Source organism: Janibacter limosus, assembly GCF_004295485.1.
Lineage (GTDB): Bacteria > Actinomycetota > Actinomycetes > Actinomycetales > Dermatophilaceae > Janibacter > Janibacter limosus_A.
Genome location: NZ_CP036164.1, coordinates 3,404,080 through 3,427,485, shown reverse-complemented (window position 1 = coordinate 3,427,485; position 23,406 = coordinate 3,404,080). Strand labels below are relative to the sequence as shown.

The window sequence follows — 23,406 nt, the reverse complement described above, 5'->3', positions numbered from 1 at the left end:
CGGCCGCACGTCGGGTCGAGCCCGTCGGTCACCAGATCGACTCGACCCACTCCGGGTGGTCGATGAAGGGGTTGCGGTTGCCCTGCCAGTTGGCGTAGATCCGCTCGTTGCGGCGCTGCTCGAAGGCGTCGGGCGGGTCCTGCTGGCTCCACTGCTTGAGGACGGAGACCCGTCCCATGTACGGGGCGGAACCGTTGCCCACCCGGTCGTTGACCTCGAGGTCGACCATGTCGCCGGCCTCGTAGCGGACCGACATGTAGAAGATCATCCGGGCCACATCGCCCTTGACCGCGTCGCGCGGCTCCCACGAGTCCCCGTCGGCGTAGTTGCCCGGGGCCTCAGAGTTTTCGCTGCCACCGTTGTCGAAGTCGAGGTTGCCGCGCGCGGAGTTGACCGTGACATCGGTCGGTCGCAGGTGGTGCAGGTCGGTGCCGGGTCCGTTGGAGGTGCCGAAGTCGCCGTGGCTCTTGGCCCAGACGTGCTCGCGGTTCCAGTTGTCCACTCCCCCACCGTTGTTCGACTTCGGAGAGGTTGTGCCGGAGTAGAGGAGTCGGACGCTGCTCGTGTCCTGCGTGTCCTCGTCGACATCCTTGAGCCCCTCCCAGACCTGCGAGTAGCTCAGCACGGTCTGGTTGCTGATGATCCCGTGCAGCTCCTCCTTCAGCGCCTGTCCGCTCAGGCCTGCGGTCCCGTCGTAGTAGCTGCCGGGGTCGGTTGGCTCACCGGGCTCCTCGGGGTCGCCCGGGTCCTCAGGAGTGCTGCCGTCAGCGAGCGCGATCGAGCTCGTGCCCTTGACCCCGGGATGGGAGAAGTACGCCTCGAGCGCACCGGTCACGTCGACCTGCTGCCCCATGAGGTCGGGGTTGGACGCGAGTCCCCACTGCGAGCGCAGGGCCGCGGGCACCTGGACATAGAGGATCTTCGACGTGTCGGTCTCACCCGCAGAGGCGGCGATCGCGATGGCGTAGTCGTTGGGGAAGCCACTGGTGACCACTCGCTCGCTCGCAGTCGGCTGCCCGACGACGACGCCGCGCACGGTCTGGGTCGAGCCGTCCTGCTGCCCCAGTGCCGCGCTGACCCCGAGCGGCGCGGCCGTCGCCGCGAGCGAGGACGTGGACTGGGTGGTCGCGGAGCGAGCGGCCTGCGAAGGGAGGGCCGGCACGGCCACGAGGGCGGCGGCTCCGGCGAGACCGACGAGGCGGCGGAGGGTGCGGGACATGGGTGGACCTCACGGGTGGGGGCTGGGTGTGGGCCCAGCCTCACCGTCCGCGAGGCCCGCTGGGTGAACGGCGAGTCAACGAAGGGTCGAGGTTCTCCCCCCTTCGTCCATGGAACCGCTGGCGTCCGGGCGGCGTCAGACCATCACCACCATCCAGGGAGGACCCATGACCATCCGACGCCGCACCCTCGCCCTCGCCGCCGCCGCCTCATGCCTGCCCGTGCTCACCGGCTGCGGCCTGCTCGATCCCGACCCCGGACCGGTCCCGGTGACCATCACGAGCAGCTCGTGGAACGGCTGGGATCGCAACCACAAGCCGACCCCCAGGATCACGACGGTCGATGCGACGAAGGGGGCCAGCGTCCCCTTCACGGGGCACGTCGACTTCGACATCACCTTCACCGACGTGGACGAGGACTCCGTCGAGTTCACGACGAGCGAGCCGATGTCACCGCGTGGCGAGGGCGGTGGCTTGAGTCTGAGCGACACCGAGACCGAGTTCACCGTCGAGCGCGGAGAGACGCTGAGGTTCTCCACGCCGACGACGGACGGCGGTATGCACTACGAGGTCACCCTCGCGTCGTGAGGGTCAGATCGTCGAGGCGTCGATGACGAAGCGGTAGCGCACGTCGGAGGCGACGACCCGCTCCCAGGCCTCGTTGACCTGGTCGGCCGAGATGACCTCGATCTTGGCGCCGATGCCCTTGTCCGCGCAGAAGTCGAGCATCTCCTGGGTCTCGGGGATCCCGCCGATCATGGAGCCAGCCAAGGACTTGCCGCCACCGATCAGGGAGAAGGCCGGGACCTGGAAGGGCTCGACCGGCGCGCCGACGTTGACCAGCGTGCCCTCCACCCCGAGCAGCGACAGGTACTGCTGGATCGGCAGGCTCGCGCTGACCGTGTTGAGGATCAGGTCGAACTTCCCGCGCAGGTCCTCGAAGGTGCTGTCGTCGCTCGTCGCGCGGTAGTCGGTCGCACCGAGGGCGAGACCGTCCTCCTGCTTCTTCAGCGACTGGGACAGCACGGTGACCTCCGCGCCGAGCGCGACGGCCAGCTGGACGCCCATGTGGCCGAGGCCGCCGAGACCGATGACGGCCACCTTGGAGCCCTCACCGACACCGAAGCGGCGCAGCGGGGACCACGTGGTGACACCGGCGCACAGCAGGGGGGCCGCGACGTCGAGGTCGATGCCCTCGGGGATCTTCAGGGCGAAATCGGCGTCGACGACGATGTGGGTCGAGTAGCCGCCCTGGGTGATGGTGCCGTCGCGGTCGGTCGCGTTGTAGGTGCCCACGGACTGTGGGCAGTACTGCTCCTTGCCAGCGGTGCAGGCATCGCACTCACCGCAGGAGTTGACCAGGCAGCCGACGCCGACGCGGTCACCGACCTTGTGCTTGGTGACGGCGGATCCGACCTCGGCGACGGTGCCGGCGATCTCGTGGCCGACGACGAGCGGGTAGGGGGCCTCGCCCCACTCGCTGCGGGCGGTGTGGATGTCGCTGTGGCAGATGCCGGCGAAGGCGATGTCGATCAGTATGTCGTTGTCGCCGACGTCCCGACGCTCGATGGTCGTCGCGGACAGGGGTGCGGTGGCGGAGGTGGCCGCCCAGGCCTTCACGGTGCGCACGGGTGCGCTCCTCTCATCGGGGGAAGACGGATCCCCCTCAGTCAACTCCTCGCGCCCCGAGTCACCAAAACGAGCCGAGGATCCACAGGCGAAGGGCAAGAGTCAGCTGACATCAGACGGGCGGTGGCGGCTGCCCGTGCGGAGGCCGGCCCCCCACGACGGGTGGACCGGCCGCCTGCCACGGCGGCATCCCCTGTCGCAGCCCCTGCGCGATCTGATCGATGGCCCGTCCGCTGTCGGACCAGCCACCGCCCTCGGTCTCCCACGCAAAGGTCCAGCCCTCACGCACCTCCACCCACCAGTGCCGGCCGAGGAGCATCCGGCCCACGACGGCGAAGGGGAGGACCAGCAGCAGGAGCAACATCTCCAGGGCGACGACGAGGCCAAGCACCAGGACCGGGATGAAGAGGATGAGCAGGACGACGCCGATGATCGCGCTGATCGGGTCGTCCCCGAGGCTGCCGCTGAAGACGGGCCCGTCCCCCCAGCTGCCGAAGCGTGTCTTGCGCCGCCACGGCATCCACCGCCGCGAGACACGCCATGTCCGGCCTTGCGGGTCGACGACCTTCATCGCGAGTCCGCCCCCGCGACGAGCAGGCTCAGCAGGGGCGCTGAGTCCTGCGGCAACGGCCGGCTCACGTCGACCCACCGGACCTCCTCGATCTCGGCAGCGGGGACGACGCTCGGACGCGACCGGTCTGTCAGGTGCGGGTGGCGGAAGACGCTCGCGACGAGCGCCATGCCCGCCTCGTTGGCGGCGGCCGTGCGGTGCACCGCCAGGAGGTCGAGCCGCTCCGGGTCGAGGACCAGACCGAGCTCCTCCTCCACCTCACGGACCGCGCACTGCGCAGGGGTCTCGCCCGGCTCCGGCTTGCCACCGGGGTGCATGAAGGAGTGCGTGCCCCGCTTGCGGACGGTGAGCACGTGGCCGTCGGCATCGGCGAGCACGACCGCGCTGACGACGATCGCGTCACCGACGTCGTGCGGGTGGTCGCTCGCCAGCGCGGCGTACACGAGCGAGTCGGTCCACTCCCCCTTGCTCCAGTAGTCCTGTCGCGGCTGGGCCTCCAGCTGCATCCCGAGCCGCTCGGCGACGCGCGCCGAGGCCGTGTTGCGAGCATCCATCTGGGCGATGACCCGGTGCAACCCGTAGCGGGCGAAGCCGACCTCGAGGACTGCGGCCGCCGCCTCGGTGGCGAAGCCCTGCCCCGCGACGTCGGGGCGGAAGGCCCAGCCCATCTCTCCCTTCGCTCCCGCCTCGTCGGTGACCCAGAGCAGGACGTCCCCGATCACGCGACCCTCGTGCTCCACCACGAGGCCGAGGCTGCGGGCCGGGGTGTCCAGTCCCAGACACAGCACCCGCTTGGCCAGGTGCTCCCGGCCGGTCTCCCGGGTCCACGGGTGGTAGGGGAGGTAGCGCGCCACCTCGGGCAGGGACTCGTACTCCAGCAGCGGCTCGAGGTCGCCCACGCGGTGCGCCCGAAGGGTGAGGCGCTCGGTCCGGATCGGCAGGAAGGTGTCGGCGTGCACCCGACCAGCATGCCCGGTCCGCGCCCTGCTGCCTCCCAGACTCGACCCCTAGGCTGGCTCGGCACCCGACCCCGGAGAGACCATGACCCAGCCCCCCGCGCTGCCAGCGGAACTGTCCGACGACGCGATCCGCCGGTTCGCCCAGATCCGTGACGACTTCACGCGGATGATGCTCGGCTACCGGTTCGGCATGGAGCAGGTCGCGATGCGGCTGGAGATCCTGCGCGAGGAGTTCGCCGAGCTGCACCTCGACAACCCGATCGAGCACATCTCCACCCGGGTCAAGAGCCCGGAGAGCATCCTGGAGAAGGCCGCCCGCCAGGGGGTCGAGCTGGAGATCCCGGACCTGCGCGAGCACATCACCGACATCGCCGGGGTGCGGGTCATCTGCTCCTTCGTCGCCGACGTCTACCGGCTCGTGGACTCGCTCACGGCGCAGGCCGACATCACCGTGCGGGTGGTCAAGGACTACATCGCCAACCCCAAGGCCAACGGCTACCGCTCGCTGCACGTGATCCTCGAGATCCCCGTCTTCCTCTCCTCCGGGCCGGTGCAGGTGCCGGTCGAGGTGCAGTTCCGCACGGTGGCGATGGACTTCTGGGCGAGCACCGAGCACAAGATCTTCTACAAGTACGAAGGGGACGTCCCTCCCGACCTGCGTCAGCGCATCACGGATGCGGCTGCGACGGCCGCGCGGATGGACGAGGAGATGGCGCAGCTGCACCGGGCCGTACACGGTGGCGACTGACAGACAAATTCGTCCACACCCCCGTTACCGTTTCGTGTCCCAATGCCTTATCCTTTTCGCGACCCCACACACGAGGGGTTGCCACCGGGCCGCCTAATCCTGCCAACCCGACTGGCCCCCTGAGTCAGCACGGCAGGAGCGGGGGACCCACCGAACCATGGCCTTGCAGCCTTGGGGTGAAGTCCTCGTGGTCCACGGACCACAGGGCGGAGTGATCTCCACTCCAACCCGACAGCTAACTCCGCAGGCGTAGGAGAGACCCATGTCGATGTTCTACGCCGGACGCCACCGCGGTCCGAGCCACCCCTCGCAGGTCGGCAAGCGCGCTGGCGCGACCATGGTCGCCGTCGCCGCAGTCAGCCTCGGCACCGCCACCATCGGCGCCCAGTCCGCCACCGCCGCTCCGTCCGCCACCTCCGCCGCCACCTTCTCCGGTCTGGTCAAGCAGGGCTCCCGCGGCACCGTCGTCAAGCAGATCCAGCAGAAGGTCGGCGTCAGCGCCGACGGCATCTTCGGCTCCCGGACCGCCTACGCCGTCAAGCGCTGGCAGCGCAGCCACGGCCTGACCGCCGATGGCGTCGTCGGCCCCCGCACCGGCACCAAGATGGGCCTGGGATCGACCACGACCCGCTCCAGTCGGACCACCGCGTCCTCCACCGCGCGCACCAACTTCACCGGCCTGGTCCGTCAGGGCTCGCGCGGCACCGTCGTCAAGCAGGTCCAGCGCGTGGTCGGCGTCAGCGCCGACGGCATCTTCGGCTCCGGGACGGCCGCCGCCGTCAAGCGCTGGCAGCGCAGCCACGGACTGACCGCCGACGGCGTCGTCGGTCCCCGCACCGGCTCCGCGATGGGCATCACCGGGTCCACCCGCTCCACCACCACGACGACCTCGCGCTCGACGACGCGCACCGCGGTCTCCAGCAGCGGCATCATCAACACCGCCGCGAGCCTCGTCGGCACCCCCTACGTCATGGGTGGCACGAGCCCCTCGACCGGCTTCGACTGCTCGGGCTTCACCCAGTACGTCTTCGCCCGCAACGGCAAGACCCTGCCGCGCACGGCCGAGCAGCAGCGTCAGGCCACCACCCGGGTCTCCTCGCCCCGCGTCGGCGACCTCGTCTTCTTCGGTGCCCCCGCCTGGCACATGGGCATCTACGCCGGCAACGGCCAGATGTACGACGCCGGCAACTCGCGCGTCGACACGACCAAGCGCGCCATCTGGACCAGCGCCGTCACCTACGGTCGCGTCTGATCCACCAGTGACGACGCACCGCGTCGCCACCATCGAGGGGCCCCGACCGTCACGGTCGGGGCCCCTCGGCGTTGCGCCGGCGGGGTCAAGGCATGCTGGCCGGTCAGCGTCGAGTGCGCCCCCACGGCTTGTACACCGAGAGGACAGTCGCCAGGGAGAGCACGACGAGGGACACGATCGGCGGGAAGACCAGCTCCGAGACGTCCCCCTCCGGCACGAGGCCGGCCGCCAGCTGCTCACCGTGGAGGACCACCTCGGGCATCCCCGGCCGTAGCGCGACGACGATCAGCACCGTGAGCACGAGCGTGAGACCGAGCTTGACGAGCACCCACCAGTACCGAGCCAGACCCCACTTCGTCCCCAGGCCGAGCAGCAGCCCGGTCGCGAGGCTCGCGAGTGCGGCTGTGAGCATCGGGACGACGACGAAGCTCCCGAGGGCCCGGTAGGCCAGACCGGCCGTCGCCGGATCGCCGAGCGTCCCGGCGAGGACGAGTGCACCGACGAGGACGTCGATCCCGATCCATCCGCCCACCGAGAGCAGGTGGAGGACGAGCACCCCCTTGCGCAGGGCGGGCCTCATCCGCGGTCGCCGGGCATCGGCGGCGGTCGAAGGTCGGCGAGTGGTCGTGGCGGTGGACATGGCTCCAAGAGTCCTGCCGCACGGGCGCGGGCGCGTCACCCACCGGACGCAACCGCAGCTACGTCCGGGGACGTAGGCCCTGTTACGCCGCAGGCGGGGTGACGGGTGGGCCCTCCTGCGCGAGAGTGGACATCGCCCACACCGACGAAGGGAGAGCCGTGCCGCGACGCAGCACCGGTCGGCCGGCGCCCGCACGAGGTCCCGGGTGGCTGCGCGAGGTCCCGCTCGCGCTGCTGCTCGCCGTGCTCGGCCTCGTCACCCTCCCCTTCCTCGGCGGGGGCGAGGGCCCGTGGGGACGCCAGGGGCAGGGACCCGGTGACGGACCCCCCTTCGGCCCGGGGGCCAGCGACGCCGTCCCGCCCGATGCTCTGGCGCTCGCCCTCGTCGCCACGGCCGCCGTCGCGCTGGTGCTGCGGCGGCGGCAGCCGGTGTGGACCCTCGTCGTCACGACCACCGCGACCGCCACCTACCTCGCGCTCGGCCACCCGTACGGTCCGGTTCTGCTCAGCCTCGCCGTGGCGGTCTTCGCCATCGCCCGGCACCGCCCCACCCGCGAGGCGGCGCTCTGGTCGTCGGGGGCCTTCGTCGCGCTGCTCGTCCACCTCTTCACCCAGCCACCGGGTGGCAGCGCCGTCGCCGGTGTCGTGCCGGCTGCCACCTGGGTCGTGCTGCCCTTCACCATCGGGTGGGCTCGCCAGGTGCTCGCGGACGCCAGGGCCCGCTCCCGGGCGGACGCCGACGAGCGGCTCGTCCAGGCAGAACGCGTCCGGCTCGCTCAGGAGGTCCACGACGTCGTCGGTCACGGTCTCGCCGCGATCCAGATGCAGGCCGACATCGCCCTGCACGTCCGGGCGGCGCGCCCGGGCCAGCCGGAGGAGGCCCTGCGGGCGATCAGCGCGGCGAGCGCGGAGGCCCTGGAGGAGCTGCGGACCACGCTGTCCACCCTTCGGCCCGAGGACTCCGGGGCGCCGGACGACTCGCGGGCACCGACCCCGGGAGTGGCCCGACTCGGCGCCCTGTGCGAGCGGGTGCGGGCGGCGGGCGTCGAGGTGGATCTCGAGGTGAGCGGTGTCGACGCAGCGCTGCCCGCGGCCACCGATCTGGCCGTGTACCGGATCGTCCAGGAGTCCCTCACCAATGTCGTCAAGCACTCGGCGCATCCTCGCGCCGAGGTCCGCGTGGGTCGCGACGAGGACGCCGTCACGGTTACCGTCACCAACCAGGACCTCCACGCCGACGACCACGTGGCCGGACTCGGCATCACCGGGATGCGCCACCGCGCGACCCAGCTCGGCGGCGAGCTGGCCCACGGCCCGGGTCCTCGACCGCACACCTTCCGGATCCACGCCGTCCTGCCTGCCCCACCGAAGGAGTCCCCGTGACCTCCGTGCTGCTCGTCGACGACCAGGAGCTCGTCCGCCTCGGACTGCGGGCCCTCGTGGAGGCCACCGAGGGTCTCACCATCGCGGGCGAGGCCGCCGACGGGATCGCCGCGGTCGCCCTGGCGCGCGCCACCCGTCCCGACGTCGTCCTCATGGACATCCGGATGCCCGGTATCGACGGGCTCGAGGCGACCCGTCGGATCGTCGGGGACCCCGACCTCTCGCACACGCGCGTCCTCGTGCTGACGACCTTCGAGCTCGACGAGTACGTCTTCGATGCGCTCCGGCACGGCGCGAGCGGATTCCTGCTGAAGAACACCCCGCCCGCGACTCTGGTCGAGGCGATCGAGACGGTGGCCGACGGTGGCGCCCTGCTCTCGCCGTCGGTGACCCGGACCCTCATCCGCGAGTTCACCGCCAACGCACCCCGACGTCCCCGACCGCACCCCCGCCTGGCCGACCTCACCGAGCGCGAGCGAGAGGTCGTCACCCTCGTCGCCGAGGGGATGAACAACAAGGAGATCGCCGAGCGTCTCGTCGTCAGCCCGGCCACCGCGCGTACTCACGTCAGCCGGGCGATGATCAAGCTCGGCGCCCGTGACCGGGCCCAGCTCGTGGTCTTCGCCTTCCAGTCCGGCCTCGCCTGACGCCATGACGAAGGGGGGAGCCCGCGGCTCCCCCCTTCGTCTCGAGATCACTTCTCGCGCAACACCGTGCGTCGGGCGCGGTACTCCTCCTCGTCGATCGACCCGTCGGCGTACCGCTCGGCGAGCAGCCGCTCGCCCGAGCGGCGTCCGGCGGTGGCCTCGCGGCGGCGGCGACCCAGGACGGCGACGGTGATGATCCCGCCGACGAGCAGCAGCCAGACGAGCGGGAAGATGACGAAGGGCGGTCCTGCGCCTTCGGCCCACCGGCCGTCGCCGGCATGGACGGCAAGCTCGGGCAGTGCGGTGATCAGGGTGTTCATGGGGTCCTCCTGGAGTCGGCTGGTGATGTGTCCACACTCCTCGGGTCGTCGCCCTGCGACATCCGCCCGTGAGCGACACCCGGCGTACGTCGCGAGGCGCATGCCGGGCGGCGACGGGGTGGATGTCGACGAGCTGCGCCACCCCAAGCGCTCGTTACCATTTCGTGACCAAATGGCCTAGTGTTCTCCGCGGCCCCGACACGCGTCGGGGTACTTCGGGGCACGCCGTGACCTACCACCCCGGAGGTTTCCCCTGCAGTGCCGGTAGGCGTGGTGGAGCAGAGCTCGCCGCGGGCGCAGGAGATCTACATGAGTACCTTCCACACCGCGCGTCACAGCGCACGTCGCACGCACCGGACCGCCGCGCACCGCGCTGGCGCCGGAGTCCTCGCCGCAACGGCCCTCGGCCTCGGAGCATCGATGATGACCGCGACGGGCGCCGCCGCCCAGGGCGGACCCGAGGCACCGGCGTCGTCGACCTCGACCGCCAGCGCACCGAGCGCCGGCACCGCGACCAGCAGCTCGTCCTTCGACGACGTCGTGCGCGTCGGCGACCGTGGCATCGTCGTCGAGCAGATCCAGGACAAGGTCGGCGTCACCTCCGACGGCGTCTTCGGCAGCGAGACCGAGCAGGGCGTCATCAGCTGGCAGAACGACCACGGACTGTCGGCCGACGGCATCGTCGGCAGCGAGACGGGCTCCAGGATGGGCCTGTCGAGTGGCTCCACGACGTCGACGGCGAGCTCCTCCGAGACCGCCGCTGCCTCGACGAGCAGCCCGGCATCGGACTCCTCGATCGTCGAGACGGCCCGCGGACTCGTCGGGACGCCCTATGTCATGGGCGGCACGAGCACCTCGGGCTTCGACTGCTCGGGCTTCGTCCAGCACGTGTACGAGGCTGCCGGCAAGGATGTGCCGCGCACCACCCAGGACCAGCAGGCGGCGGCCACCCCGGTCTCCGACCCACAGCCCGGTGACATCGTCTTCTTCGGCAACCCCGCGTACCACAACGGGATCTACGCCGGAGACGGCAAGATCATCGACGCAGGCAACCCCAGCACCGGAGTCAGCGAGCGCGACATCTGGACCGACGACGTGACGTACGGTCGCTTCTGATCCACCACTGACGACGCACCGCGTCGACACCACCGAAGGGTCCCGACCGTCACGGTCGGGGCCCTTCGGCGTTGCGCTCCCCTGTCGGTTGTCCCAACCCGGTGGCAGGGTTGGCACATGAGCAGCGGACACGAGGGACACGAGCACACCGGGCACGGGCACGAGGGCCACGCAGGTCATTCGGGCAGCGGGCACTTCGACGACCGGGCCTCGACCTGGGACGACGACCCGGACAAGCTCCGGCAGTCGGGTGAGGTCGCCGAGGCCATCGCGGCCGCGATCTCCCTTCCTGCCCGTGCCCGGGTGCTCGAGTACGGCGCCGGCACGGGCCTGGTGACCGCCGCCCTCCTGCCGCACCTCGTCGAGCCCACGCTCACCTTCGCCGACAACTCCTCGGGCATGCGGCAGGTCCTGGCGGACAAGGTCGAGGCGGGGGCCCTCCCTTCGCCCTCCCGGGTGTGGGACCTCGACCTCGAGTCGGCCCCGGTCCCGACCGACCGCTTCGACCTCGTCCTGACGTCCAACGTCATGCACCACGTGCAGCAGCTGGACCGGGTGCTCGCCGGCTTCGCCGAGCTGCTCGATGCCGGAGGTCACCTCTGCATCGCCGACCTCGACCGCGAGGACGGCAGCTTCCACGACCACGACTTCGGCGGGCACCACGGGTTCTCGCGCGACGAGCTGGCCACGCAGATCGAGGCGGCCGGACTCACCGACGTGAGCGTCGGCGACGCGGGCAAGGTCGTCAAGGAGGGCCGCGACTACTCCGTCTTCCTCGCCGTGGCGCGCAAGGCCTGAGTCGTGCGTCTGGTCGACGACCGCGAGCGCCGCGCCCGGCTGGCGGTCCGGCACGGGCTGCACCCCGAGCACCGGGCGAGCGGTCCGGTCGGTGCCGCCGAGGCGGTCGTCTGCCTCCACGCGACCGAGGCGGCGACCGTCCACCTGGCCGTCGGCGCCCGGACCAGGGGCACCACCCCCGCCGACGTCGAGACGGCGCTCTACGAGGACCGCTCGCTCGTCAAGCAGCTGGCGATGCGCCGGACCCTCTTCGCCTTCCCCCGCGACCTGCTTCCGGCGGCACTGGGCGTCGCGCTCTCACGGATCGCGCCCGAGCAACGGCGCCTCATCGCCCGCGATGCCGCACGGCACGGCATCGCCGCCGACGGTGACGCCTGGCTCGACGCCGCCGGCGCGGCCGTCGTCGACCGGCTGACCGGCTCGCCGGCGCTCCCCGCCAGGGCCCTGCGTGAGGAGCTGCCCGAGCTGTCGGGCGCCATCACGGTCAACGCGGACAAGCGCTACGGCGGCACCTTCAACCTCGCTCCCCGGGTGCTCACGTGGCTCGGCGCCGAGGGGAGGCTCACCCGGGGGCCCAACGCCGGTCACTGGCGACTGTCCAAACCGGCCTGGACGCTGCTGCCCGACTGGCTCGGCGAGAGCATCGCGCCACTGCCCCTCGACGATGCCTATGCCCAGCTCGTGCGACGTTGGCTGGCCCGCTTCGGCCCCGGGACGCTCGAGGACGTGCAGTGGTGGCTGGGCGCGACCAAGGGCGCCACCCGGGCGGCCCTCACCGCGGTCGGTGCCGTCGAGGTCGCCCTCGAGCGCGAGCGCACCGGATGGGTGCTGCCCGACGACCTCGACCCGGTCGCCGACGTCTCCCCGTGGGCCGCGCTGCTACCCACCCTCGACCCGACGACGATGGGGTGGAGGCACCGCGAGGCCTACCTCGACCCGGCGCACCGCGAGCTGCTCTTCGACAGCAATGGCAACGGCGGCAGCACCGCGTGGTGGGACGGCCGGATCGTGGGCGCCTGGGTCCAGGACGACGACGGCGTCGTGTCCGTCGTCGAGTGCCCCGGCACCGACCTCGGTGGCGAAGGGAGGTCCGCCCTCGCCCTCGAGGCGCAGCGGCTGACCGCCTGGCTCGACGGGGTGCGGATCACCAATGTCTACAGCTCACGACTGATGAAGGGCGAGGCACTCCCCTGAGTGGCCGGTCGGCAGACGGCTCGCCGCGGTCCGACGGTGGTCGCTGGCGGGTGCCACCCTCGCCCGGCACACTGGGTGGATGAGCGAGCAAACCCCTGACGAGGCAGCCGTCGACCTGGCCCACCAGCTCTTCGACTGGGCGCGGGAGGGCCAGACCGATCGGGTCGCCGCCTATGTCGACGCGGGCGCTCCCGCCGACCTCGCCGACCCGGCGGGCAACACCCTGCTCATGCTCGCGGCCTATCACGGCCACGCCGGGCTGGTCGGTGAGCTCGTCCGACGAGGGGCCGACGTCAACCGGCCCAACGACCGCGGCCAGACCCCGCTCGCGGGCGCTATCTTCAAGGCTGAGCCCGACGTGGTCGCCGTCCTGCTCGATCACGGCGCCGATCCAGACGCCGGGACACCCACCGCCCGGGCGACCGCCGAGATGTTCGGTCAGGCCGCGTTGCTCGAGGAGAGGACGTCATGACCGACGAGTACGACGTCGTCGTCATCGGCGGCGGCCCCGTTGGCGAGAACGCGGCGCAGTACGCGACGGAGGGCACCGACCTCGGCGCCGTCCTCGTCGAGGGCGAGCTCTTCGGCGGCGAGTGCTCCTACTGGGCCTGCATGCCGAGCAAGGCGCTGCTGCGACCGATCTCCGTCGCGGGCACCACGCACGACCTGCCGGGGGTGCACCCCACCGAGGTCGACCGCGACGCGCTCCTGGCCCGACGTGACGCCTGGGTCTCGTCCTATGACGACGCGGGGCAGGTCCGGTGGGCCCACGACACGGGCATCGCGACCGTGCGCGGGCACGGCCGGCTCGTCGGTGACCGCCTCGTCGAGGTCACCGGGCCCGAGGGCACCCGGCGGCTGCGTTCCCGGCACGCCGTGGTCATCGCGACGGGCAGCGCACCCGCCGTCCCCGCTCCCTTCGTCGACGTGCGGCCGTGGGGGTCACGCGACGCGACCGGCGTCGTCGAGGTGCCCGACCGTCTCGTGGTCATCGGCGGTGGCGTCGTCGCGTGCGAGGCGGCCACGTGGATGAGCGCCATCGGCTCGCAGGTCACGATGCTCGTGCGCGGCGAGCGGCTGCTGTCCGGGCTGGAGCCCTTCGTCGGCCGGGAGATCGCCGACTCCCTGCGGGCGAAGGGGGTGGACGTCCGGTTGTCGACGTCGAGCACCGGCTGCACCCGACCCGACCCGCAGGACACCGGAGTCGGCCGGGTCCACGGCGGTCCGGTCACGGTCGAGACCGACGACGGTGCGGTCGAGGCCGACGAGGTGCTCGTCGCGACCGGTCGACGACCCCGCCTCGACGACGTCGGGCTGGAGACGGTCGACCTCACCGCCGACGACGTCCTCGAGGGCCGTCTGCCCGGGTGGCTCCACGCCGTCGGTGACGCCAGCGGGGACGCTCCGCTGACCCACTGGGGCAAGTACCGGGCGCGGGTCGTCGGGGCCCAGATCGCCGCCTCCGCGACGGGCGCCCCGGCACCCGCCGTGGTCGAGGACGCCCCCGTGCCGCAGGTGGTCTTCACCGACCCACAGGTGGCGTCGGTCGGGATGACCGAGGAGGAGGCCCGCGATGCCGGGCACGACCTGGTCGTCTCGTCGGCCCCCGTGTCCGGGGTGGCCGGCGCGGCCCTGCTGCGCGATCACGTCTCGGGCACCGCGCAGATCGTCGTCGACCGGCGGACTCGTCTGCTGCTCGGAGCGACCTTCGTGGGGCCGGACGTGGGCGAGCTCGTCCACGCTGCCACGGTGGCGATCACCGGCCGGGTCCCGGTCCACGTCCTGCGCCACGCGGTGCCGAGCTATCCGACCTCGGCCGAGGTGTGGCTGCGCCTGCTCGAGGAGCTGCCGGTCGAGCTGCGGAGACCGGCGTGAGAGCGGCGTGCCCGGCGTGAGGCGGGCGCTCAGTCGACCGGGCCGGAGGGGGCCGCGCGCAGGTTGAGGTCCGCGTAGTCGGGGTGCCTGGCCATCCAGGACTCGATGAAGGGGCAGACCGCGAGCACCTGGCGCGTCCCCTCCGCCCGCACCTGGTCGAGGGCGCCTCGGGCCAGCGCCCCACCGACACCCTTGCCCTCGTGCGCCGGGTCGACCTGCGTGTGGGTGAAGACGTAGAGGTCGTCGGTGAGCTGGTACTCGGCGAAACCGACGAGCACCACTCCCTGATGAGCCTCGAAGCGGCCCTTGTCCGCGTGGTCGGTGACGACGATGTCCGGCACGTGAGCTCCTGGGCAGTTGACGCTGTCGGGGGTCGGGGGTTCGATCATCAGTATGGATCAGATCTCAGACTTCCGTCCCGATCTCGACACCGCCCAGACCTGGGTCGCCGACCTCATCAGTGCCGTGCGACCTGATCAGCTCGACTCCCCCACACCGTGCACCGAGTACGACGTCCGCGGCCTGCTCCAGCACATCTCGGCACTCCCGGCCAAGGTCACGGCCGTCGCCGCGGGCGGCAACCGGCGCGAGCTGCCCCCGCAGGTGGCCATCGACGAGGAGGGCGTCGGGGAGCGCTACCGCGAGGAGGCCGCCGCGGCGCTGGGCGCGTGGGGCGACGACGCGCTCCTCACGACCACCCTCACGGCACCGTGGGGACCGGCTCCGGGTGGGGCCGCGCTGGGCGGGTTCGTCATGGAGACCGTGGCGCACGGGTGGGACCTGGCCGTCGCCACAGGTCAGGACCCCGAGGCCGACCCGGCCCTGGCGGCCAAGGCCCACGCCATCGGTGAGCGCGCGCTGGCCGAGGCACCCCGTGGGTCCGGGATGCCCTTCGGCACCCCCGTCGAGGCCCCCGCCGGAGCGGGACCGACGACCCGGCTCGCCGCCTTCCTCGGGCGGTCCTGGGACCGCGGCTGACCGTCGGTCCGCGGCTCAGGTCCGCTCGTGACGATCGGTCAGCAGCCAGCCGGCCGTGATCGACAGCCAGGCGTCCTCGCCGTCCCGCAGCCGGACCAGCACGTCGTCGACCTCGGGCAGGCCGAGCTCGGCCAGTGCCTCGATCGCGGGCAGGACGACCTCCTTGTCGTCGTGCTCGACGACGCGCAGGAGCGCCGGGGCGGCCACTCGGGCAGCGGGGTCACCGATGCCCAGCAGCACCTCGGCCGCGTGCCGTCGCACGGACGCGTCCGCGTCGTCCAGCCTGGTCGCCAGCCCGGCAACCGCAGCCTCGCCTGCCTGCTCCAGGGCCCGAGTGAGCTCTCGGCGACGGAACTCGTCCTCGTCACCGAGATGGTCGACGAGTGCCGCGACGGCGCCCGGGGTCCCGATGCGCCCGAGCGCCCACCACGCCTTGGCCGCGACCGCATCGTCCTCGTCGTCGGCCAAGGGCAGGATCTCGGCGACCGAGGCCGGCTCACGGATCTTGCTCAGGGCGTGGAGCACCTGCACGCGGGCGGGACCGGGGTCGGCCAGCGCCTGCACCAGCAGCGGGTAGGTGCTCACCGACCTCGTCACCACTGCCCACGTGAGCGTCTCGCGGACGTAGAAGTCCGGCTCGGTGACCAGCAGTGACACGAGCTCCTCGGCGATCGACTCGTCGCCGTGGGTACCGAGCCAGAAGGCGGCCCGCTGCCGCACGGAGGAGTCGTCGTGGCGCGCGGCCCGCAGGGCCCGCTCGAGAGAGCTGCTCATGGTCGGGACGCTACCCGCGACCCTGAGCAGCCGCTCAGTGCGTCGTGCCCCCGATGTCCGTCCCGCGCGGTGTCAGGACGAAGACCGTCGCCGCCACGACCAGCATGAGGACCCCACCGACCAGGCCGGCCGTCTGGAGCGACTGGGTGAAGGCGGCCCCCGCGTCGTGGGCGAGGGCGGGCAGCCCGAGCCGGTCGGCGGTGGCGGTGGCCGCGCCCAGCGAGTCCTGGGCCTGTCGGGCGGCCTCCGGGCCGGCCTGCTCGAGTACTCTCGAGCCGGCGAGGTGGTCCTTGTAGACCAGGGCCGAGATGCTGCCGAGGACGGCCACACCGAGCGTCCCGCCGAGCTCGTAGGAGGTCTCCTCGAGTGCGCCTGCGTTGCCGGCCTTGTCCTCGGGCGAGCCGAGCATGATCATCGCCGAGGCGATGGCCAGCGACCCCGTACCGGTCCCGACGAAGAGCATCGCGACGAGGACCAGGCGATAGGTCAGGACATCGGGGCCGAAGCCGACGACGAGCAGGCCGACACCGGCCATGGCGAGGCCACCGGCGAGGACGGCCCGCGCACCGATGCGGTGGGCCAGCGGCGGGGCCAGGAGTGAGGCGGCCGCGGCCGCTAGCGCGACAGGGATGAGCTTGATGCCCGACTCGATGGGGCTCGAGTGGTCCACGAGCTGCAGCCACTGGGTGAGCAGCAGCAGCGCGGCGAGCATGGCGAAGGTGGTGCCGAGGGCCGCGATGATGCCGGCGGAGAAGGGTCGGTTGCGAAAGAGCCTGATGTCGAGCAGCGGGTGCGCGCTGCGCAGGCAGCGGAGCACGAACCACACCATGGCGCCGATGCCGACCGCGAGGGCGAGCAGCGCGGCGGGGTCGGCGAAGGTCGCCTTCTTGCCGAAGTCCTTCAGCGCCCACACCACGAGGACCATGCCGACCAGTGACAGCGCTGCGGCGAGGGCGTCCCACGGTCCGGCGCCGACCACCTTGGACTCGGGCAGGATCAGCAGCCCGGCGATGATCGCGACGATCATCAGCGGCACGTTGACGAGGAAGGCCGCGTGCCAGGAGAAGTGCTCGAGGAGGAAGCCTCCGACGAAGGGCCCGACGGCCGCCCCGAGACCGGACACCGCGGCCCAGATGCTCAGCGCGGTCGCCCGCTTGCTCGCGTCGGTGAAGATCACCCGGATGAGCGAGAGGGTGTTGGGCATGATCATCGCGCCGCCGACACCCAAGAAGATGCGCAGGGCGATGACGGACTCCGCAGAGTCAGCCAGGAGCACGAGGAGCGAGGCCACGAGGAAGATCGCGTACCCGGTCATGAGCATCCGCTTGCGGCCGATCCGGTCGGCGATCGCCGCGAAGGAGACGAGCAACCCGGCGAGGACGAGGGAGTAGACGTCGACGACCCACAGCTGCTGGGTGGCAGTCGGCCGCAGCTCGGCGGACATCTCCGGCAGGGCGATGTTGAGGATCGTCATGTCCATCGTGACGACGAGCAGGCTGGCGCTGAGGACGGCGACGGCAGCCCAGGCGCGGCGGGTGGACACCGGCTCGGCCACGGAGGTCGTGAGGGTGGTGGTCATCGGGGGTCACTCCCTTCGCTCGGGGGGATGGTCATGAGGGCTCGGAGGGTGCGGGCCATGGCGTCGGCGGGGATCGGCTCGTCGTGCAGGCCGGCGTGGAGGGTCACGCCGTCGAGGTACACCGCGATGGCTTCCGCTGCCTCCCGGCCGACGTGCTCGGTGAGGATCTCGGTGAGCCGATCGGTCCACCGACGGGCGATGTCGCGCAGACGAGGGTCGGTCATGCCGGACCCCATGAGCTCGATCTCGGCGCGGACCTGCCGGGTGTCGGTGAGGAACTCGTGCATCACTGCGGCGAACCGCTCGGGCGCGGACTCGAGCGGCAGGATCTGGTCTGCGACCCGCGCCAGGTCGACGTCGACGTCCTCGGCGAGAGCCTGCAGCGCGGCCTCGCGCAGCTCGTCCAGGGAGGTGAAGTACTGCGTCGTCGAGCCGAGTGAGACCTCGGCCCGCGCGGCGACTGCGCGATGGGTGATCGACGCGGCGCCACCCTCGACGATGAGCTCGGCGGCGGCCGCGATGATCGCGCGACGACGCCCCTCGGGGTCGCGTCGCCCCGGTGCCGGCCGGTCCTGCTGGGAGCCCACGGCTCCTCCCTTCGATCCTGTACAGACGTACATGTACAGGTGTACATGATCGCCGTGGGTGACGCAAACGGGGAGCGTTCCCCATCGCCACCCCACGACCGCGGTGGCACAGTGCCCCCATGGCATCCGACACCGGCACCGAGCTCCCGTCCTGGTGGCGCGTCGTCGCCACCCTGGCGGTCGGGACCGTCATCGCGCTGGTCCTGGCGCTCGCCGTGACGACGCTGGGCGAAGGGGGCGACCCCCGCCCCGTCGCCGACGTCGGCCACGTCTACGACCATCCCTTCGCCGAGGACGAGCTGCCGCACGCCGGCGCGGTCTCCCTGCCGTGGGCGCGGATCGAGGTGGCGGTGGGCACTCCCCAGCGCGAGCTCCCCACGATCCTGGACGACGCCGTCGACGTGGCGCCACCCGAGGGTGGCAGCTTCGTGCGGGTCGATGCCCGTGCGGCCGAGCCCGCCCAGCTGGCCTTCGCCGCGACCGGCCGTCCCCTGCAGGCGGAGGTCGAGGTCGTGCTGCGGGCCGACGGCGCCGAGTACCCCCTGAGCGGTCCCGGAGGGCTGCGCTTCGACCCCAACGACGCCTTCGTCGGCTCGACGGGCAGCCGGTGGGTCGCCGTCCCGGGCCGCCCGAGCGAGCTCGAGGTCGCCGTCCTCGTGGACGGCGAGGAGCAGACCGTGCACGCCGACGGCACGGTGAGCGCCGGACGAGCCACCGGCCTGGCCGAGCTGCCGACGTTGAGCTCGACCAGCCGGCCCGACGAGGTCGCGTGCGGCCCGGCCCGCCGCACCGACCACTCGTCGCTGCGACCGCCCGAAGGCCTGGACGACCTGGCCTGCACGGTCAAGGCGACCTTCCGCACGCCCTATGTCGACGGGGTCGGGTGGGCGCCCGAGGGGCGTGAGTACCTCGTCGTCGCGGCCCACGACGACGTCCCCGCGGTCGACGGCCCGGCCGGCGAGAGGTGGAATGCCACCGACACGCTCACGGGACGGCTCGACGGGGCCGAGCCCGTCGTCGCCCCGGTCGACGTCAACGCCGTCAACGCCGGAACCCTGGCCTTCCAGGACCCCGACGACCCCCGCATGCTGGTCTTCGAGGTGGCGGAGACGGGCTCCACGGGTGACCTCGTCCTGCGGCTCGACGTCGACGCCCGACCCGACGACCCCGCGGCCTCCGGCCACGAGCGGATGCGCCTGGAGTCGACCGTGCCCGAGGAGGACCTGCGATGAGCCCGGGACGACACCCACGCCGGCACACCCACCCACGCGCCACCCCGGGCGAGGTCAAGCTGGCCCTGACGGCGCTCTTCGCCGTCCTCGTGCTGCTCGTGACGCTGGCGGCGACGACGTCGCCGGACTCCTCCCACGTCGTCTCGGTCGGCGAGCAGCTCCCCCTGCAGGCCGCCCCCTACAACGGCGACGTCCACGAGGTCATCGTGCCGAGCGCCACGGTCACCCTGCGCGTCGGCCAGCCCGTCGAGGAGATCGACAGCGCGCTGGTGGACCTCGAGGACGTCCCGGACGCCGATCGCGCCCAACGCTCCGACGACCCGGTGCGAGCCACCGCTGGAGCGACCCTCGTCCCCGTGTCGTGGAGCGTGCGGCCGGCGACGAGCGGCAGCAGCGCCGAGATCCAGGCCGTGCCCATCACGATCCGGCTCGTGGCCGGCGAGCGGTCGCTGGACCTGGCCGACGGCCCGCTGATGTCATTGCGCTCGCCCGAGGGCGAGACCCATCCCCCGATGTCGCTCGTCGGGGTCGAGCGGGCTGCCGACCTGTCGATCGAGGTCGAGTACGACGGCGTCACCCAGACCCTCGACATCGCGACCGGCGAGCTGGACACCGGCCTCGCCGCAGGCATCTACTCGCCCACGTCCACCATCGACACCGGGTGCGGGGAGGGCGCAGGGTGCCACCTGGGCACCGACCCCGGCTCGACCTGGCAGGTCGACCGCAACGACGCCACGATCACGGTCCGGCCGCTGACGATCCGTCCCTACGACCCCGAGCTGGGCTGGGCGGCGTCGGGGCAGCGATGGGCGACGGTCGGGATGCACATGGCGTCAGCCAGCGGGGTCAGGGACGGCGAGAGGTACCGGTCCGTCGACCGGGCCGGCCCCTTGGAGGTCACCCTCGACGGGGCCGAGCCCGAGCGCTCCACGGGCCTGGGTGATGACCGCTTCGTGGATACGCGGGTGGGCAGCGCGGTCTTCGCGGTCGATGCCGACACCCCGCCTCGCGAGCTGTCGGTCGACCAGGCCCTCACGCTCGAGGGCAAGGAGTCACCGCGGACGGTGGCGATGCACCTCTCGATCCCGCTCGACGGTGGGAAGTGAGAACCCTCCCTCCACCTGCGCGGAGGCTGCCGCGCCGGGCACCGGCCTACTCCACGGGTCCGGCGACCTACGCTTGATGACATGCAGCACCGCATCTTCACCACCGCCGTCGCCGACGTCCACCCCCTCTACGTGACCAAGGTCGAGAAGAAGGGGCGCACCCGCGCCGAGGTCGACGAGGTCATCCGGTGGCTCACCGGCTTCGACCAGACGACGCTGCAGGGTCACCTGGATGCGGGCACGACCTTCGCCGACTTCTTCGACGCGGCGACCCTCAACCCGCACACCGACCTGATCACCGGCTCGGTGTGCGGGGTCAAGGTGCAGGAGGTCGAGGACCCGCTGATGCAGAAGATCCGCTTCCTCGACAAGCTCGTCGACGAGCTGGCCAAGGGCAAGGCGATGGACAAGGTCCTGCGCGGCTGACCCAGCCCCTCACCTACGCCCGCGGCAGACCCGCGAGGGCGGCGGCTACCCCTCGAAGGTGTCGGCCAGCGCGACCGAGGTGTCCCGCAGCCGATCGGTGGCGTCGCGACCGAGCCAGGCGCGCAGGTGGTCGGTCGCGTCCCAGTCGTTGGTGTGCATGGCCGCGACGACCGTGCCGTCGCTGATCATGACGGCGTTGAGCACCCGACTGGCGTGGTCACCACGCACGACGATCTCGTCGTAGCCCTCACGCCCGAGGTGGCCGACGTACTCCATGCCCAGGTCGTACTGGTCGGTGAAGAAGTACGGCTGACGGGCGTAGGGCTCCTCACCACCGAGCATGCTGCGGGCGGCGTGCTGCCCCTGCTTGATCGCGGTGTCCCAGTGCTCCACGCGCAGTCGCCCGAGCTCGGGGTGGTCGTGGTGGGCGACATCGCCGGCGGCGTAGACGTGCGGGTCGCTCGTGCGCAGCCGGGCGTCGACGAGGATCCCGTGGTCCACCTCCAGCCCGGCCGCCTCGGCGAGCGCGGTGTCGGGCACGGCGCCGATGGCGACGAGGACGAGGTCGGGGCGCACCTCGGTGCCGTCGGAGAGGACGGCGCGGGTCCCCCCTTCGTCCTGCTCGAGGGTGGTGAGCGAGGTGTCGAGGTGCAGGTCGACGCCGTGCTCGCGGTGCAGGTCGGCGAAGACGCGCGCCATGTCCTCACCGATCGCGCCCACGAGGGGAAGGGGGGCGCTCTCGACCACGGTGACCGCGCCACCTGCCGCCCTGGCGGCCGACGCGACCTCGAGGCCGATCCAGCCGGCACCGACGATGAGCAGGCTGCCGCCGAGGTGCTGCTTGAGCTCCTCGGACTCCTCGACGGTGCGCAGGTAGGCGACCGGCACACCCGACTCATCGGCCATCGGCAGGTGCCGCGAGGTGGCGCCGGTGGCGATGAGCAGGTCGTCGTAGGAGATCGTCCGGCCGTCGACCTCGAAGGTGCGGGCCGCGGTGTCGAGTGCCGTGACACGGGTGCCGGTGATCAGCTCGACACCGTTGTCGGCGTACCAGCCCTCGTCCTTGGCCGCGGCATCGGCGGCGGTGCCCTTGCCGAGGAGGATGTCCTTGGACAACGGCGGTCGCTCGTAGGGTGCGTGCGGCTCGGCTCCCACGAGGACGATGTCCCCGTCGTAGCCCTGCTCGCGCAGCTCGGCGGCGGCGCTGGCGCCGGTCAGGCCGGCCCCGATGATGGCGATGGTCATGGCGTGCTCCTGGTGAGTGCGAGGAATTCGGCGCGGCTGCGCGGGTCTTCCCGAAGTCGTCCGAAGAGTGCTGAGGTCGTGGTGGCCGTCCCTGCGACCCTAGCCCCGCGGAGTGTCATGCAGGTGTGCTCGGCCTGGACGACGACGCCGACGCCCCGCGGGCCGAGCGCGTCGTCGAGGTGGGTGGCGATCTGATGCGTCAGCCGCTCCTGGGTCTGCGGGCGACGGGCGTGCCACTCCACCATCCGGGCGAACTTGGACAGCCCGAGGATGCGCTCGCCCGGCAGGTAGCCGACGTGGGCGACCCCCGTGAAGGGCAGGATGTGGTGCTCGCAGACCGACTGGACCGGGATGTCGCGCACGAGGACCAGCTCGTCGTAGCCCTCGTCGTTGGGGAAGGTCGTCAGCTCGAAGTCCTCGCTGCTCGTCATCTCGATGAGCGCCTGGGCCATCCGGTGCGGTGTGCGGGCGAGATGCTCGGCGGTGAGGTCGAGCCCGAGGGCGGCGAGCAGGGCGGCGGCTGCCGCCTCGGCAGCGGCCGGGTCGACCGCAGGGTGCGTGCCGGCCACCCGCAGGTGCGGCCGCGACGCCTCGCGGGCGTCGTGACCTGCTGCGGGCGAGGGTGCGGGGGTCATGCGCTGGTCCCGCGATCGGTGGCGGCGCGGGCCGTGACGCGGTCCGGGGTCGCCAGGACGTAGAGGGACAGGGCCGCCACGAGGAGGCCGAAGTCGCGCAGGGCCACGTCGTAGAAGCCGCTGTAGGTCAGCAGGTTGACGATGATGCCGATCAGCCAAGCGGACACGAGCAGGGCTCCCCAGCGCGGGCGGGTCGCGACGACGATGCCGGCGACGATCTCGATGACGCCGACGATGTACATCGCCTGCTGGGCGTCGCCGGGGACGATGTTGTCGATCCACGGCGCGAGGTAGGCGGGCCAGTCGGTGAGGACGTTGGCGAACTTGTCGAGGCCGAAGACGATCGGCGCGATGGTGAAGACGGTGCGCAGCAGGAGGAAGGCGCGCTGGGCTCCCTTCGTCGAGATGTCGGGGGTGGCGAGGGCGTTGTGGGAGGGGGAACGGGGTGCGGTGGTGGCGCTCATGACGGGACTCCTTCTAAACAAGATGTGATTCG

At 71.9% G+C, this 23,406-nt stretch carries 27 protein-coding genes and 1 riboswitch; of the genes, 14 read left to right on the top strand and 13 right to left on the bottom strand.

The window, feature by feature from the left end:
- Nucleotides 1-28: 28 nt before the first annotated feature.
- The gene (locus tag EXU32_RS16500; protein WP_130630879.1) at nt 29-1,219 is read right to left on the bottom strand and encodes an endonuclease; all 1,191 of its coding nucleotides are present in this window, start codon (nt 1,217-1,219) and stop codon (nt 29-31) included.
- A 166-nt stretch (nt 1,220-1,385) separates the two neighbouring features.
- On the opposite strand from EXU32_RS16500, the gene EXU32_RS16495 reads away from it, so the two are divergent.
- Nucleotides 1,386-1,805: a hypothetical protein gene (locus EXU32_RS16495; RefSeq protein ID WP_130630878.1), complete on the top strand. Its 420-nt coding sequence runs from the start codon at nt 1,386-1,388 to the stop codon at nt 1,803-1,805.
- A 3-nt stretch (nt 1,806-1,808) separates the two neighbouring features.
- Here the strand turns inward: EXU32_RS16495 and EXU32_RS16490 are convergent, their stop codons facing one another.
- From EXU32_RS16490 to EXU32_RS17660, 3 genes are all read right to left on the bottom strand, one after another.
- The gene (locus tag EXU32_RS16490) at nt 1,809-2,846 is read right to left on the bottom strand and encodes an NAD(P)-dependent alcohol dehydrogenase (RefSeq protein ID WP_130630877.1); all 1,038 of its coding nucleotides are present in this window, start codon (nt 2,844-2,846) and stop codon (nt 1,809-1,811) included.
- Nucleotides 2,847-2,958: 112 nt separating this feature from the next.
- Nucleotides 2,959-3,417 (bottom strand): hypothetical protein, encoded by a 459-nt coding sequence (locus tag EXU32_RS16485; protein ID WP_130630876.1) that lies wholly within the window; start codon nt 3,415-3,417, stop codon nt 2,959-2,961.
- Nucleotides 3,414-4,376: a GNAT family N-acetyltransferase gene (locus EXU32_RS17660; protein ID WP_347400283.1), complete on the bottom strand. Its 963-nt coding sequence runs from the start codon at nt 4,374-4,376 to the stop codon at nt 3,414-3,416. The genes EXU32_RS16485 and EXU32_RS17660 overlap by 4 nt, the downstream gene beginning before the upstream one ends.
- Nucleotides 4,377-4,458: 82 nt before the next feature.
- Between EXU32_RS17660 and EXU32_RS16475 the strand changes: the two genes are divergently transcribed.
- On the top strand, nt 4,459-5,124 hold the full coding sequence (locus EXU32_RS16475; protein WP_207233837.1) for a GTP pyrophosphokinase: 666 nt from the start codon (nt 4,459-4,461) through the stop codon (nt 5,122-5,124).
- Between the two features lie 90 nt (nt 5,125-5,214).
- Nucleotides 5,215-5,383, top strand: a riboswitch (cyclic di-AMP (ydaO/yuaA leader).
- Nucleotides 5,384-5,386: 3 nt separating this feature from the next.
- Nucleotides 5,387-6,376, top strand: a complete 990-nt coding sequence (locus tag EXU32_RS16470) for a peptidoglycan-binding protein (RefSeq protein WP_165399715.1) — start codon at nt 5,387-5,389, stop codon at nt 6,374-6,376.
- A gap of 103 nt (nt 6,377-6,479) precedes the next feature.
- Here the strand turns inward: EXU32_RS16470 and EXU32_RS16465 are convergent, their stop codons facing one another.
- Nucleotides 6,480-6,956, bottom strand: coding sequence for a hypothetical protein (locus EXU32_RS16465; RefSeq protein ID WP_130630875.1), 477 nt, complete (start codon nt 6,954-6,956; stop codon nt 6,480-6,482).
- Between the two features lie 218 nt (nt 6,957-7,174).
- On the opposite strand from EXU32_RS16465, the gene EXU32_RS16460 reads away from it, so the two are divergent.
- On the top strand, nt 7,175-8,398 hold the full coding sequence (locus EXU32_RS16460) for a sensor histidine kinase (RefSeq protein ID WP_130630874.1): 1,224 nt from the start codon (nt 7,175-7,177) through the stop codon (nt 8,396-8,398).
- Nucleotides 8,395-9,045 carry a response regulator transcription factor gene (locus EXU32_RS16455; protein WP_130630873.1) on the top strand — a complete coding sequence of 217 codons (651 nt, stop codon included), beginning with the start codon at nt 8,395-8,397 and terminating at the stop codon, nt 9,043-9,045. Before EXU32_RS16460 ends, EXU32_RS16455 begins: the two co-directional genes overlap by 4 nt.
- Before the next feature lie 47 nt (nt 9,046-9,092).
- On the opposite strand, the gene EXU32_RS16450 is transcribed toward EXU32_RS16455, so the two are convergent.
- Nucleotides 9,093-9,365: an SHOCT domain-containing protein gene (locus tag EXU32_RS16450; protein WP_130630872.1), complete on the bottom strand. Its 273-nt coding sequence runs from the start codon at nt 9,363-9,365 to the stop codon at nt 9,093-9,095.
- Nucleotides 9,366-9,674: 309 nt separating this feature from the next.
- On the opposite strand from EXU32_RS16450, the gene EXU32_RS16445 reads away from it, so the two are divergent.
- The 5 genes from EXU32_RS16445 to EXU32_RS16425 all read left to right on the top strand — a co-directional run bounded on the left by EXU32_RS16445 (nt 9,675) and on the right by EXU32_RS16425 (nt 14,348).
- Complete coding sequence (locus EXU32_RS16445; protein WP_130630871.1) at nt 9,675-10,481, top strand: NlpC/P60 family protein; 807 nt, start codon at nt 9,675-9,677, stop codon at nt 10,479-10,481.
- Between the two features lie 117 nt (nt 10,482-10,598).
- On the top strand, nt 10,599-11,279 hold the full coding sequence (locus tag EXU32_RS16440; protein ID WP_130630870.1) for a class I SAM-dependent DNA methyltransferase: 681 nt from the start codon (nt 10,599-10,601) through the stop codon (nt 11,277-11,279).
- Between the two features lie 3 nt (nt 11,280-11,282).
- Nucleotides 11,283-12,473 (top strand): winged helix DNA-binding domain-containing protein, encoded by a 1,191-nt coding sequence (locus EXU32_RS16435; protein ID WP_130630869.1) that lies wholly within the window; start codon nt 11,283-11,285, stop codon nt 12,471-12,473.
- A gap of 79 nt (nt 12,474-12,552) precedes the next feature.
- The gene (locus EXU32_RS16430; RefSeq protein WP_130630868.1) at nt 12,553-12,945 is read left to right on the top strand and encodes an ankyrin repeat domain-containing protein; all 393 of its coding nucleotides are present in this window, start codon (nt 12,553-12,555) and stop codon (nt 12,943-12,945) included.
- The gene (locus EXU32_RS16425) at nt 12,942-14,348 is read left to right on the top strand and encodes a dihydrolipoyl dehydrogenase family protein (RefSeq protein ID WP_130630867.1); all 1,407 of its coding nucleotides are present in this window, start codon (nt 12,942-12,944) and stop codon (nt 14,346-14,348) included. Before EXU32_RS16430 ends, EXU32_RS16425 begins: the two co-directional genes overlap by 4 nt.
- A gap of 29 nt (nt 14,349-14,377) precedes the next feature.
- On the opposite strand, the gene EXU32_RS16420 is transcribed toward EXU32_RS16425, so the two are convergent.
- The gene (locus EXU32_RS16420; RefSeq protein ID WP_207233836.1) at nt 14,378-14,689 is read right to left on the bottom strand and encodes a GNAT family N-acetyltransferase; all 312 of its coding nucleotides are present in this window, start codon (nt 14,687-14,689) and stop codon (nt 14,378-14,380) included.
- A gap of 52 nt (nt 14,690-14,741) precedes the next feature.
- On the opposite strand from EXU32_RS16420, the gene EXU32_RS16415 reads away from it, so the two are divergent.
- Nucleotides 14,742-15,326 carry a TIGR03086 family metal-binding protein gene (locus tag EXU32_RS16415; RefSeq protein WP_130630865.1) on the top strand — a complete coding sequence of 195 codons (585 nt, stop codon included), beginning with the start codon at nt 14,742-14,744 and terminating at the stop codon, nt 15,324-15,326.
- A 15-nt stretch (nt 15,327-15,341) separates the two neighbouring features.
- On the opposite strand, the gene EXU32_RS16410 is transcribed toward EXU32_RS16415, so the two are convergent.
- From EXU32_RS16410 to EXU32_RS16400, 3 genes are read right to left on the bottom strand one after another with little or no spacing between them, the layout of a single operon-like run.
- Complete coding sequence (locus tag EXU32_RS16410; RefSeq protein WP_130630864.1) at nt 15,342-16,100, bottom strand: HEAT repeat domain-containing protein; 759 nt, start codon at nt 16,098-16,100, stop codon at nt 15,342-15,344.
- A 34-nt stretch (nt 16,101-16,134) separates the two neighbouring features.
- Nucleotides 16,135-17,679 (bottom strand): MFS transporter, encoded by a 1,545-nt coding sequence (locus tag EXU32_RS16405; protein WP_130630863.1) that lies wholly within the window; start codon nt 17,677-17,679, stop codon nt 16,135-16,137.
- Entirely contained in the window at nt 17,676-18,266 is a 591-nt protein-coding gene (locus EXU32_RS16400; RefSeq protein WP_130630862.1) for a TetR/AcrR family transcriptional regulator, read from the bottom strand. The genes EXU32_RS16405 and EXU32_RS16400 overlap by 4 nt, the downstream gene beginning before the upstream one ends.
- A gap of 119 nt (nt 18,267-18,385) precedes the next feature.
- Here EXU32_RS16400 and EXU32_RS16395 point away from each other — a divergent pair, with 119 nt between their 5' ends.
- The 3 genes from EXU32_RS16395 to EXU32_RS16385 all read left to right on the top strand — a co-directional run bounded on the left by EXU32_RS16395 (nt 18,386) and on the right by EXU32_RS16385 (nt 21,030).
- Complete coding sequence (locus EXU32_RS16395) at nt 18,386-19,498, top strand: hypothetical protein (protein ID WP_130630861.1); 1,113 nt, start codon at nt 18,386-18,388, stop codon at nt 19,496-19,498.
- A complete protein-coding gene (locus EXU32_RS16390; RefSeq protein ID WP_130630860.1) occupies nt 19,495-20,604 on the top strand; it encodes a hypothetical protein in 1,110 nt (369 codons plus the stop codon). Before EXU32_RS16395 ends, EXU32_RS16390 begins: the two co-directional genes overlap by 4 nt.
- 81 nt (nt 20,605-20,685) lie before the next feature.
- On the top strand, nt 20,686-21,030 hold the full coding sequence (locus EXU32_RS16385; RefSeq protein ID WP_130630859.1) for a DUF2200 domain-containing protein: 345 nt from the start codon (nt 20,686-20,688) through the stop codon (nt 21,028-21,030).
- Between the two features lie 45 nt (nt 21,031-21,075).
- On the opposite strand, the gene EXU32_RS16380 is transcribed toward EXU32_RS16385, so the two are convergent.
- From EXU32_RS16380 to EXU32_RS16370, 3 genes are read right to left on the bottom strand one after another with little or no spacing between them, the layout of a single operon-like run.
- Nucleotides 21,076-22,275, bottom strand: coding sequence for an NAD(P)/FAD-dependent oxidoreductase (locus tag EXU32_RS16380; protein ID WP_130630858.1), 1,200 nt, complete (start codon nt 22,273-22,275; stop codon nt 21,076-21,078).
- Nucleotides 22,272-22,910: a GTP cyclohydrolase I FolE gene (gene folE, locus EXU32_RS16375; protein ID WP_130630857.1), complete on the bottom strand. Its 639-nt coding sequence runs from the start codon at nt 22,908-22,910 to the stop codon at nt 22,272-22,274. The genes EXU32_RS16380 and folE overlap by 4 nt, the downstream gene beginning before the upstream one ends.
- Nucleotides 22,907-23,374, bottom strand: coding sequence for a DoxX family membrane protein (locus tag EXU32_RS16370; RefSeq protein WP_130630856.1), 468 nt, complete (start codon nt 23,372-23,374; stop codon nt 22,907-22,909). The genes folE and EXU32_RS16370 overlap by 4 nt, the downstream gene beginning before the upstream one ends.
- Nucleotides 23,375-23,406 lie beyond the last annotated feature (32 nt).

What these genes read in the sequence shown, in the direction of transcription:
- EXU32_RS16440 (WP_130630870.1), top strand. Translation starts at nt 10,599, where the DNA reads ATGAGCAGCGGACACGAGGGACACGAGCACACCGGGCACGGGCACGAG.
- EXU32_RS16475 (WP_207233837.1), top strand. Translation starts at nt 4,459, where the DNA reads ATGACCCAGCCCCCCGCGCTGCCAGCGGAACTGTCCGACGACGCGATC.
- EXU32_RS16470 (WP_165399715.1), top strand. Translation starts at nt 5,387, where the DNA reads ATGTCGATGTTCTACGCCGGACGCCACCGCGGTCCGAGCCACCCCTCG.
- EXU32_RS16370 (WP_130630856.1), bottom strand. Translation starts at nt 23,374, where the DNA reads ATGAGCGCCACCACCGCACCCCGTTCCCCCTCCCACAACGCCCTCGCC.
- EXU32_RS16405 (WP_130630863.1), bottom strand. Translation starts at nt 17,679, where the DNA reads ATGACCACCACCCTCACGACCTCCGTGGCCGAGCCGGTGTCCACCCGC.
- EXU32_RS16425 (WP_130630867.1), top strand. Translation starts at nt 12,942, where the DNA reads ATGACCGACGAGTACGACGTCGTCGTCATCGGCGGCGGCCCCGTTGGC.
- EXU32_RS16390 (WP_130630860.1), top strand. Translation starts at nt 19,495, where the DNA reads ATGAGCCCGGGACGACACCCACGCCGGCACACCCACCCACGCGCCACC.
- EXU32_RS16500 (WP_130630879.1), bottom strand. Translation starts at nt 1,219, where the DNA reads ATGTCCCGCACCCTCCGCCGCCTCGTCGGTCTCGCCGGAGCCGCCGCC.
- EXU32_RS16385 (WP_130630859.1), top strand. Translation starts at nt 20,686, where the DNA reads ATGCAGCACCGCATCTTCACCACCGCCGTCGCCGACGTCCACCCCCTC.
- EXU32_RS16410 (WP_130630864.1), bottom strand. Translation starts at nt 16,100, where the DNA reads ATGAGCAGCTCTCTCGAGCGGGCCCTGCGGGCCGCGCGCCACGACGAC.
- EXU32_RS16395 (WP_130630861.1), top strand. Translation starts at nt 18,386, where the DNA reads ATGGCATCCGACACCGGCACCGAGCTCCCGTCCTGGTGGCGCGTCGTC.
- EXU32_RS16485 (WP_130630876.1), bottom strand. Translation starts at nt 3,417, where the DNA reads ATGAAGGTCGTCGACCCGCAAGGCCGGACATGGCGTGTCTCGCGGCGG.
- EXU32_RS16495 (WP_130630878.1), top strand. Translation starts at nt 1,386, where the DNA reads ATGACCATCCGACGCCGCACCCTCGCCCTCGCCGCCGCCGCCTCATGC.
- EXU32_RS16445 (WP_130630871.1), top strand. Translation starts at nt 9,675, where the DNA reads ATGAGTACCTTCCACACCGCGCGTCACAGCGCACGTCGCACGCACCGG.
- EXU32_RS16380 (WP_130630858.1), bottom strand. Translation starts at nt 22,275, where the DNA reads ATGACCATCGCCATCATCGGGGCCGGCCTGACCGGCGCCAGCGCCGCC.
- EXU32_RS16430 (WP_130630868.1), top strand. Translation starts at nt 12,553, where the DNA reads ATGAGCGAGCAAACCCCTGACGAGGCAGCCGTCGACCTGGCCCACCAG.
- EXU32_RS16450 (WP_130630872.1), bottom strand. Translation starts at nt 9,365, where the DNA reads ATGAACACCCTGATCACCGCACTGCCCGAGCTTGCCGTCCATGCCGGC.
- folE (WP_130630857.1), bottom strand. Translation starts at nt 22,910, where the DNA reads ATGACCCCCGCACCCTCGCCCGCAGCAGGTCACGACGCCCGCGAGGCG.
- EXU32_RS16415 (WP_130630865.1), top strand. Translation starts at nt 14,742, where the DNA reads ATGGATCAGATCTCAGACTTCCGTCCCGATCTCGACACCGCCCAGACC.
- EXU32_RS16465 (WP_130630875.1), bottom strand. Translation starts at nt 6,956, where the DNA reads ATGAGGCCCGCCCTGCGCAAGGGGGTGCTCGTCCTCCACCTGCTCTCG.